This window comes from Aquabacterium sp. (genome assembly GCF_035476535.1).
Classification (GTDB): Bacteria; Pseudomonadota; Gammaproteobacteria; order Burkholderiales; family Burkholderiaceae_C; genus Pseudaquabacterium.
The window spans coordinates 1-5157 of sequence record NZ_DATILJ010000169.1 but is presented as its reverse complement, the minus strand read 5'-3'; the positions used below and the strand labels follow the sequence as shown (position 1 = coordinate 5157).

The 5157-nt window shown below is 68.7% G+C and carries 4 protein-coding genes; 1 reads left to right on the top strand and 3 read right to left on the bottom strand.

Features of this window, described 5'->3' with window-relative positions; translation table 11 throughout:
• Nucleotides 1–149: 149 nt before the first annotated feature.
• From VLK61_RS16320 to prpC, 3 genes are read right to left on the bottom strand one after another with little or no spacing between them, the layout of a single operon-like run.
• Nucleotides 150–1028, bottom strand: coding sequence for an isocitrate lyase/PEP mutase family protein (locus VLK61_RS16320; protein ID WP_325422670.1), 879 nt, complete (start codon nucleotides 1026–1028; stop codon nucleotides 150–152).
• Between the two features lie 2 nt (nucleotides 1029–1030).
• On the bottom strand, nucleotides 1031–2491 hold the full coding sequence (locus VLK61_RS16315; protein ID WP_325422669.1) for a bifunctional 2-methylcitrate dehydratase/aconitate hydratase: 1461 nt from the start codon (nucleotides 2489–2491) through the stop codon (nucleotides 1031–1033).
• 35 nt (nucleotides 2492–2526) lie between these two features.
• Nucleotides 2527–3681 carry a bifunctional 2-methylcitrate synthase/citrate synthase gene (prpC, locus tag VLK61_RS16310; protein WP_325422668.1) on the bottom strand — a complete coding sequence of 385 codons (1155 nt, stop codon included), beginning with the start codon at nucleotides 3679–3681 and terminating at the stop codon, nucleotides 2527–2529.
• 141 nt (nucleotides 3682–3822) lie between these two features.
• Between prpC and VLK61_RS16305 the strand changes: the two genes are divergently transcribed.
• Nucleotides 3823–5157, top strand: a 1335-nt coding sequence (locus tag VLK61_RS16305) for a short-chain fatty acyl-CoA regulator family protein (RefSeq protein ID WP_325422667.1), incomplete at its 3' end; no start/stop codon positions are given.

Sequence of the window (5157 nt, the reverse complement as noted above, 5' to 3'; positions counted from 1 at the left end):
TCTTTGGTTACTTTCTTCGGCCAGGAAGAAAGTGACCCGCCTGCCGGGGCGGAATCCCGGCGCAGTGCAACGCAAGATCACCGCCCTACAACAAGGCCAAAACCAATCGCCAAGACCCGCACCAGCGCCAGCGGCACGCCGTCTGGGCCTCAGGCATAACGCCGTTCAAGCGCGTCCAATGCGGGCTTGCCGACCAGGCGCTGCCGCTCCCCAAAGCTGGCCACGAGACCCGAACCCTCATCGAGCCGGCGCGTCGCCTTCAACTCCCCCAAAGCCCTCTGCATACCCAGCAGCGCCCCCTGCAGCGCCGCATTGGCGTACAGCACGAAGCCGTAGCCCAGGTCGGCCAGTTCATCGGCGCCGACGATCGGGGTCTTGCCGCCGATCACCATGTTGATCAGCTGGGGCTTCGGCAGGCGGGCCGGCAGCGCGCGCACCTGCTCGGCGGTGGTCACCGCTTCGACGAACAGGATGTCGGCGCCGGCCTCCGCAAACCGGGCCGCGCGCTCGACCGCCGCATCGAAGCCCTGCGTCGCGCAGGCGTCGGTGCGGGCCATGATCAGCAGGTTCGCATCCTGCCGCGCATCGACCGCCGCCTTGATCTTGTTGACGGCCTCGTCGATGCCGATCACGTCCTTGCCGGCGAAGTGGCCGCAGCGTTTGGGCGCTAGCTGGTCTTCGAACTGGATGCAGTCGGCTCCCGCGCGTTCCAGCGTGCGCACCGTGTGGCGCACGTTCAGCGCGTTGCCGAATCCCGTGTCGGCATCGACGATCAGCGGCAACGCCACCGCGTCACGGATGCGCGCGGTGTGCTCTGCCATCTCGGCCAGGCCCATGAAGCCCTGGTCCGGCAGGCCCAGCGCCATGTTGGTGACACCGGCGCCGGTGATGTAGACCGCCTCGAAGCCCAGGTCTTCGATCACGCGGGCCGACAGCGCGTTGAAGGCACCGGGCACCAGCACGCCGCGCCGGGCTTCGGCCAGTGCCCGCAGCCGCTGTTTCGGGGTGAGCGCAATCGTGGTGTTCATGCTCAGGCCGCGATGCTGTAGAGGTCCAGGTACTCGTTGACCGGCATCGCTTCCAGCCGCGCCGCGTCCAGGCTGGCCGCCAGGATGCTGTCCTGCTGCTTCTGCGGGAAGCGCCGCGCCAGATTGCGGCGGAACTTGGCTTCCAGCAGCGGCAGGCCGTCGGCACGGCGGCGGCGGTGGCCGATCGGGTACTCGACGACCACTTCATCGAGCAGCGTGCCGTCGTTCAGCTCGATGCGCAGCGCGTTGGCGATGCTGCGCTTGTCGGTATCGTGGTAGTCCCGCGTGAACTGGCTGTCCTCGACGCAGCGCATCTTCTCGCGCAGGGCGTCGATGCGGCCGTCTGCCGCCACGCCGTCTTCATAGTCCGCCGCGGTGAGCCGGCCGAACAGCAGCGGCACTGCCACCATGTACTGGATGCAGTGGTCGCGGTCGGCCGGGTTGGCCAGCGGGCCCTGCTTGTCGATGATGCGGATGCAGGCTTCGTGCGTGCGGATGCGCAGATGGCGGATGTCGTCGGCGCTCTTGCCACGACGCCGCAGTTCGGCATGCAGCTGCATCGCCGCTTCCACCGCGGTCTGGCTGTGGAACTCGGCCGGGAAGCTGATCTTGAACAGCACGTTCTCCATCACATACGACCCATACGGCCGCTGGAAGCTGAAGGGCTTGCCCTTGAACAGCACGTCGTAGAAGCCCCAGGTCGGCGCGCTCAGCACGCTGGGGTAGCCCATCTCGCCCGTCTGCGCGATCAGCGCCAGCCGCACCGCGCGCGCGGTGGCGTCGCCGGCGGCCCAGCTCTTGCGGCTGCCGGTGTTCGGCGCATGGCGGTAGGTGCGCAGCGCCTGGCCGTCGACCCAGGCCAGCGACAAGGCGTTGATGATCTCGTCGCGGTTCAGGCCCAGCAGCTGCGCCACCACCGCGGTGCTGGCCACCTTCACCAGCAACACATGGTCCAGGCCGACCTTGTTGAACGAGTTCTCCAGCGCGATGCAGCCCTGGATCTCGTGCGCCTTGATCATCGCGGTGAGTACCGCGCGCATCGTCAGCGGCGGCTTGCCGGCGGCAAGGGCCGTGCGGCTCAACCAGTCGGCCACCGCGAGGATGCCGCCGAGGTTGTCGCTCGGGTGGCCCCACTCGGCCGCCAGCCAGGTGTCGTTGAAATCCAGCCAGCGGATCATCGTGCCGATGTTGAAGGCCGCCTGCACGGGGTCCAGCTGGTGCGGCGTGCCGGGCACGCGCGCGCCGTTCGGCACCACGGTGCCGGGCACCAGCGGCCCGAGTAGCTTGGTGCAGGCCGGGTACTCCAGGGCTTCGAGGCCGCAGCCCAGCGTGTCGATCAGGCAGTGCCGAGCGGTGTCGTAGGCCAGGCGCGATTCGATGCGGTAGGCCAGCACGTAGTCGGCGATGTCGGTCAGCACGGCATCGGGTGCGGGGCGGGTGGTGTTGCGGAAGTCTGCGGACATGGTCGGGTACTTTGAACGTTATTGGTAGCGAAGGCTCAGTGGCGCTGCGCCAGCGGCACGAAGGCGCGGTCTTCCGGGCCGGTGTAGTGCGCGCTGGGGCGGATGATCTTGTTGTCCTGGCGCTGCTCGATCACATGCGCGGCCCAGCCGGACGTGCGGGCGATGACGAACAGCGGCGTGAACATCGCGGTGGGCACGCCCATCAGGTGGTAGCTGACGGCGCTGTACCAGTCGAGGTTGGCGAACATGCGCTTGCTGTCCCACATCACCCGCTCCACCCGCTCGGCGATGCTGAACATCTTCATCGAACCGGCTTCTTCCGACAGCTGCCGGGCGACCCGCTTGATGACCTCGTTGCGCGGGTCGCTGAGCGTGTAGACCGGGTGACCGAAGCCGATCACCACCTCGCGCGCTTCGATGCGCCGGCGGATGTCGGCCTCGGCCTCGTCGGCGCTGTCGTAGCGCTGCTGCACCTCGAAGGCCACCTCGTTCGCGCCGCCATGCTTGGGGCCGCGCAGCGCGCCGATGGCGCCGGTGATCGCCGAATACAGGTCGCTGCCGGTGCCGGCGACCACCCGCGCGGCAAAGGTCGAGGCATTGAATTCATGCTCCGCGTAGAGGATCAGCGAGGCCTGCATCGCGCGGGTCCAGGCCTCGCTGGGCGGGCGGCCATGCAGCAGGTGCAACACGTGCGCGGCGATCGATTCGTCCTCGGTCTCGACGACGATGCGCCGGCCCTGCGTCGCCCAGTGGTACCAGTACAGCAGCATCGAGCCCAGCGAGGCCAGCAGCCGGTCGGCGATGTCGCGTGCGCCGGGCAGGCCGTGCTCCTCTTTCTCGGGCAGCAGGCAGCCCAGCGTCGAGACCCCCGTGCGCATCACGTCCATCGGGTGCGCGCCGGCGGGCAATTGCTCCAGCGCCTCGCGCACGCTGGCCGGCAGGCCGCGCAGCGACTTCAGCTTGAGCTTGTAGGCGCGCAGTTCGGCCGGCGTCGGCAGCTTGCCGTGCACCAGCAGGTGCGCGACTTCTTCGAACTCGCAGGCCTGCGCCAGATCGAGGATGTCGTAGCCGCGGTAGTGCAGGTCGTTGCCGCTGCGGCCGACCGTGCACAGCGCGGTGCTGCCGGCGGTGACGCCGGACAGCGCGACGGATTTCTTGGCTTTGGTGCCGACTGGGGGTGAGTCACTCATGCGCTGCTTCCTGGGCTGACGGTTCGCAATGTTTGCATTCGGCTATGCTGTTCACAAGCACTGAAGTAGCCATGGAATGCGAAGCCGTGGTCATCACTTTGCGATGTTTGCGAAGCTCCTTGAAGACGGAAGCAGAAGACCATGCGCAAGACTTTCATGGGCGTGCGGCTGAAGACCCTGCGTGAGCAGCAAGGCCTGACCCAGGCCGCGCTGGCGCAGCGGCTGCAGCTGTCGCCGAGTTACCTGAACCAGCTGGAAAACAACCAGCGGCCGCTCAGCGTGGCGGTGCTGCTGCGCCTGCAATCGGCGCTCGGCGTGGATCTGCAGTACTTCTCCGAAGACGAAGAGGCCCGCTTCATCGCGCAGCTGCAGGAGGTGGTGGCCGAGGTGCCGGGCGGCGTGCCGCAGGCCGAGCTGCAGGCCGTGGCGCAGCAGATGCCGGCGCTGGCCCAGGTGCTGGTGCGCCTGCACCGCCGCGCCCGCGCGGCCGAAGAGCGGCTGGCCACCGTGGCCGAAGGCCTGGGCGAACGCGGCGACGAGTTGCTGCACACCGCGCCACAGGCGCACGAAGAGGTGCGCGACTTCTTCTACGCGCACAGCAACCACATGCCGGCGCTGGACGCGCGTGCCGAGGCGCTGCACCAGCAGCTGATGGGCGCGCCGGCCGCCAGCGCCGCGCGCCACGCGCAGCCCGGCCGTGGGCCACTGGACGACAGCACCGGTCGCACGCCGGCGCGTGAACTGGCCCACCGCCTGCAGCAGCACCTGCTGCAAGCCCATGGCGTGACGCTGCGCCTGCGCGCCGGTGCGGCGACGCCGGCCGGCGAACCCGCGCTGCTGCGCCAGTTCGACCCGCAGCAGCGGCTGCTGAGCATTGCCGACAGCGTCGAGCCCGGCCAGCTGGCCTTCCAGCTGGCGACGCAGCTGGCGCATCTGGAGGCGGCCGAGACGATCGAGCAGCTCGCGCGGCAGGCCGATTTCAGCAGCGATGAGTCGCGCGCGCTGGCCCGCATCGGCCTGGCGAACTACTTTGCCGGTGCGCTGGTGCTGCCCTACCAGCGTTTCCTGATGGCCGCTGAAGAATTGCGTTATGACATCGAGCTGCTGGCGCAGCGTTTCGGCGTCAGCTTCGAGACCGCGTGCCACCGCCTGTCGTCACTGCAGCGCAGCGGCGCGCGCGGCGTGCCCTTCTTCTTCGTGCGGGTGGACCGTGCCGGCAACATCTCGAAGCGGCAGTCGGCCACCGACTTCCACTTCTCGCGCACCGGCGGCACCTGCCCGCTGTGGAACGTCTACGAAGCCTTCGCCCAGCCCGGCAAGGTGCTGACGCAGCTGGCGCGCATGCCCGATGGCCGCACCTACCTCTGGATCGCCCGCTGCGTGACGCGCCAGTCCGGCGGTTATGGCTCGCCGGTGCGCAGCTTCGCCGTCGGCCTGGGCTGCGACATCCGCCATGCCGACCGGCTGGTGTATGCC

Excerpts from the sequence above, each read along its gene's own strand:
- VLK61_RS16320 (WP_325422670.1), bottom strand. The coding sequence starts at position 1,028 with ATGAACACCACGATTGCGCTCACCCCGAAACAGCGGCTGCGGGCACTG.
- VLK61_RS16315 (WP_325422669.1), bottom strand. The coding sequence starts at position 2,491 with ATGTCCGCAGACTTCCGCAACACCACCCGCCCCGCACCCGATGCCGTG.
- prpC (WP_325422668.1), bottom strand. The coding sequence starts at position 3,681 with ATGAGTGACTCACCCCCAGTCGGCACCAAAGCCAAGAAATCCGTCGCG.